4 protein-coding genes are annotated in these 3,957 nt (G+C 71.8%); all 4 read right to left on the minus strand.

The window, feature by feature from the left end; all coding sequences use genetic code 11:
- A partial coding sequence (locus VLI41_RS16095) for a class I SAM-dependent methyltransferase (RefSeq protein ID WP_325269106.1) occupies window positions 1-729 on the minus strand: 729 nt, incomplete at its 3' end.
- Window positions 730-735: 6 nt separating this feature from the next.
- Window positions 736-2,118 carry a class II 3-deoxy-7-phosphoheptulonate synthase gene (locus VLI41_RS16100; protein WP_325269107.1) on the minus strand — a complete coding sequence of 461 codons (1,383 nt, stop codon included), beginning with the start codon at window positions 2,116-2,118 and terminating at the stop codon, window positions 736-738.
- A 67-nt stretch (window positions 2,119-2,185) separates the two neighbouring features.
- Window positions 2,186-3,421, minus strand: coding sequence for an O-antigen ligase family protein (locus VLI41_RS16105; protein WP_325269108.1), 1,236 nt, complete (start codon window positions 3,419-3,421; stop codon window positions 2,186-2,188).
- Window positions 3,418-3,957 (minus strand): FAD-dependent oxidoreductase (locus VLI41_RS16110; RefSeq protein ID WP_325269109.1); only part of this gene is annotated, 540 nt, incomplete at its 5' end. The genes VLI41_RS16110 and VLI41_RS16105, both read right to left, overlap by 4 nt.

A 3,957-nucleotide genomic window follows, 5' to 3' on the forward strand; every position in this document is an offset into this window, starting at 1 on the left:
GGCGGCGATCTCCTGCAGCCGGTCGAGGATGCGCTCGCGCTCCTCGGCGGGCCTGGCCTGCATCTCGGAATAGGTGGCGTAGAGCGCCCGCACGCCCGGCGGATCGAGCACCAGGGTCCAGCGCATCTCCTCGTAGTGCGGCGGCTCGAACCCGGCCGCGGCGAGCTCGGCCGCACGCGCCGCGACGTCCTGCGCGAACCAGGGCCCGCCGACCAGGCCCGCCGAGGGGCTGCGAGGCCCGTTCAGCAGCTCGTCGGTGGCCTCGTGGAAGTCGTCGCGGGCCACGTCGGGATCGCCGAACATGTTCCACCACATCGCCCACCAGCCGCCCGGCTGGAGGAGCCTCGCGGCCGTGGCCAGAGCGGGCCCGGCGTCGAGCCAGTGGAAGACGGTGGCCGCGCACCCCAGCCGGAACGCGGCCGCGGGGAGCTCCGCCTCCTCGAAGGCGGCCTCGATCACCTCGGCGGCCGGCGTCGTCGCGCGCAGGTAGGCCGCCAGCCGCGGGTCGGGCTCGACGGCGACGAGCGGATCGGCGCCGAGCTCGATCAGGCGGCGCGTCGCGATGCCCGTGCCCGGCCCGACCTCAAATGCGGCGGTTCCTGGCGCAAGCCCGCACTCCGACTGCAGGATCTCGTAGACCCGCTCCGGATAGGGCGGCCGCGCCCGGTGGTAGCTCGCCGGATCGGCGCCGAAGGCGGTCCGCCCGAGGCTGCGGTCCAGCGTGACCACCGCGGTTCAGACGGCCGCCGCCCGCCGCGTCAGCTCGGTGCGCTCGTCCTTCAGCTTTTCCGCCACCAGGAAGGCGAGCTCGAGGGCCTGCTCGCTGTTCAGCCGGGGATCGCAATGGGTGTGGTAGCGGTCGGCGAGGTCGCCCTCGCTCACCCGCCGCGCGCCGCCGGTGCACTCAGTGACGTTCTGACCGGTCATCTCCAGGTGCACGCCGCCGGGATGCACGCCTTCGGCCTTGCAGATCTCCACGAAGCTTCGGACTTCCGACAGGATGCGCTCGAAGGGCCGGGTCTTGTAGCCGTTGTTGGCGGTCAGCGTGTTGCCGTGCATCGGATCGATCGCCCAGACCACGTTCGCGCCCGCCTGCTTGGTCGCACGCAGCAGCCGCGGCAGCCGCTCGCCGATCTTGTCGAAGCCGAACCGGCCGTAGAGCGTGAGCCGCCCCGCCTCGTTCACGGGATTGAGCGCATCGGCGAGCCTGAGCAGCTCGTCGGCCTCCATGGTCGGGCCGCACTTCACCCCGATCGGGTTCTTGATGCCCTTGAAGAACTCCACGTGCGCGCCCTGCGGATCGCGCGTGCGCTCGCCGATCCAGATCAGGTGGGCCGAGGTGTCGTACCAGTCGCCGGTGGTGCTATCGACCCGGGTCATGGCCTCCTCGACATTGAGCAGCAGGCCCTCGTGGCTGGTGAAGAACTCCACCTGATGGATCTCGCGGTGGGTCTCCGGGGTGATCCCCATGGCGCCCATGAAGGTCAGCGACTCGGTGATCTTGTCGGAGAGCTCCCGGTAGCGCGCCCCCTGCGGGCTGTCGGCCACGAAGCCCAGGGTCCAGCGGTGCACGTTGTAGAGGTCGGCGTAGCCGCCGCCGGCGAAGGCGCGCAGCAGGTTCAGCGTCGAGGAGGCCTGGGCATAGGCCTGCACCAGCCGCTGCGGGTCCGGCGTGCGCGCCTCGGGCGTGAACTCCATGCCGTTGACGTTGTCGCCGCGATAGGACGGCAGGGTGACGCCGCCCTGCGTTTCGGTCGTCGAGGAGCGCGGCTTGCCGAACTGGCCGGCCATGCGGCCCACCTTCACCACCGGCCGGCCGCCGGCGAAGGTCAGCACCACCGCCATCTGCAGGATCAGGCGGAAGGTGTCGCGGATATTGTCGGCGTGGAACTCCTTGAAGCTCTCGGCGCAGTCGCCGCCCTGCAGCAGGAAGGCCCGGCCCTCGGAGACCTCGCCCAGCAGCGCCTTCAGCCGCCGGGCCTCGCCCGCGAACACCAGCGGCGGCATGCCGCGCAGCGTCTGCTCCACGCGCGAGAGCGCCGCCAGGTCCGGATAGTCGGTGGGGATCTGCTTGGCCGGCTTGCCCCGCCAGGAGGCCGGCGTCCAGTGCTCGGTCATCGGCTCGAACTCCGCGCCCCCCGTCGAAGCGCTAAGCGAAAGCGCGCCTTCTAGTCGATATGGCCGCTCAGGTCGATGCTTGCGACGGATCGGCCTCGGCCATCAGGCCCGAGGCCATGGCGATCATCGCCGCCAGCGCCAGCCACCACTCCTGCCAGACGCCGAAATTGACCGCGCCGAACAGCAGATAGACGCTCGCCGAGGCGGCGACGCCGGCGGCCCGGGGCTGCGGCGTGCGGCGCGCCAGTCGCGACACCGCCAGCCACCAGATCGCCGCCATCAGGAGCGCGCCGACCAGGCCGAGCTCCAGCCACACCTGCAGGGCGTCGTCATGCGGGTGCAGGATGATGCCGGGGCCGAACATCCGGCTGGCGTCCAGCCCCCAGCCGCGGACCGGATGGTCGCGGGTCCAGTCGAGCGCATGGCTCCAGTAGCTCATCCGCTCCGACCAGGAGGGCTGGATCGCCGCCTCCAGAGCGCCGTAGCGGCCGCTCGCCCGCCCGGCCCAGACGAGCAGCGGCGCGGCGAGGCAATAGACCACCGCCGCCCCGGCCAGCGCCCGCGGGCCGCCGCGCGGCCAGCGCCAGGCGGCGATCCCGACGCCGGCGGCCAGCGGCACAGAGAGCACCGGCGCGTCGGAGGCGAAGCGCACGGCCGGCGCCAGGACGCCTGCGGCCATCGGCAGGGCCAGCCAGAGGGGCGCCCGCAGTTTCATGGCGGCCGCGAGCGCGAGCGGCCACAGGAGCGCCAGCACGAAGGTCGCGTGGCCGATGTTGGACTGCGCCAGGTCGTGGCGGATCGGCTGGTAGAAGGCGGTGTGCAGGATCTCGTAGAGCCGCACGTCGGTCATGAACTCGATCAGCAGGACCAGCCCGAACAGCGCCGATCCCCATGCCAGCACCTGCAGCGCCAGCCGCTTCAGCGGCGGGCTCGCCCGCCGCGCCGCGCAGATCGCCGACCAGTAGAGCGGCAGCTCGAGCGCCAGCTTGAGCGCCGTATTGTTCGCCGGCTTCGACGGATGGAACGGGCTCCAGACCGTCGAGATCGCCGCCCACAGGAGCGAGACCAGCAGCAGCACGGCGATCGGTCGGTCGTGGTCCTCGATCCGAAGCGCCGGCAGGGCGAGAAGACCAACCAGCGCCACCAGGATCGGGATGCCCAGCGGACCGAGCCAGCCCAGCGCGGGGAGGAGCGCGAAGGCGCCCGCCACGAGCCAGCCGCACCAGGCGCCCAGCCGGTCGGCCCGATCGCTCGCGTGCCGGCTTGCGAGCACCTCGCCTCCGGGGCCGGCCCGGCGGATCATGCGGCCTGGCCCAACCCCTGGGGCACGTACTTCTCGCGCAGGGTGACGAGCTCCTCGGCGAGCGTCGGGTGGACCGCGCAGGTGGCGTCCCACTGCGCCTTGGTGGCGCCCATCTTCACGGCGACGGCGGCCATCTGGATCATCTCTGCGGCTTCCGGGCCGACGATGTGGCAGCCCAGGATGCGGTCGCTCGCCGCCTCCACGACCAGCTTCATCAGGCACCGTTCGTCATCGCCGACGAAGGCGGTCTTCATCGGCCGGAACCGCGTCAGGTAGATGTCGACCTTGCCGTATTTGTGCCGGGCGTCGGCTTCCGACAGGCCCACCGTGCCGACCGGCGGCTGCGAGAACACGCCCGAGGCCACGGTCTCGTGGTCGAAGCGGGTCGGGCGGCCATAGAACTCCGTCTCGGCGAACGACTGGCCTTCGCGGATCGCCACCGGCGTCAGGTTGAGGCGGTCGGTGACGTCGCCCACCGCCCAGATGTTCTCGACGTTGCTGCGCGAGTAGTCGTCGACGACCACGGCGCCGCGCTC

It is taken from the genome of Phenylobacterium sp. (assembly GCF_035475775.1).
Classification (GTDB): Bacteria; Pseudomonadota; Alphaproteobacteria; order Caulobacterales; family Caulobacteraceae; genus Phenylobacterium.

Excerpts from the sequence above, each read along its gene's own strand:
- VLI41_RS16100 (WP_325269107.1), bottom strand. The coding sequence starts at position 2,118 with ATGACCGAGCACTGGACGCCGGCCTCCTGGCGGGGCAAGCCGGCCAAG.
- VLI41_RS16105 (WP_325269108.1), bottom strand. The coding sequence starts at position 3,421 with ATGATCCGCCGGGCCGGCCCCGGAGGCGAGGTGCTCGCAAGCCGGCAC.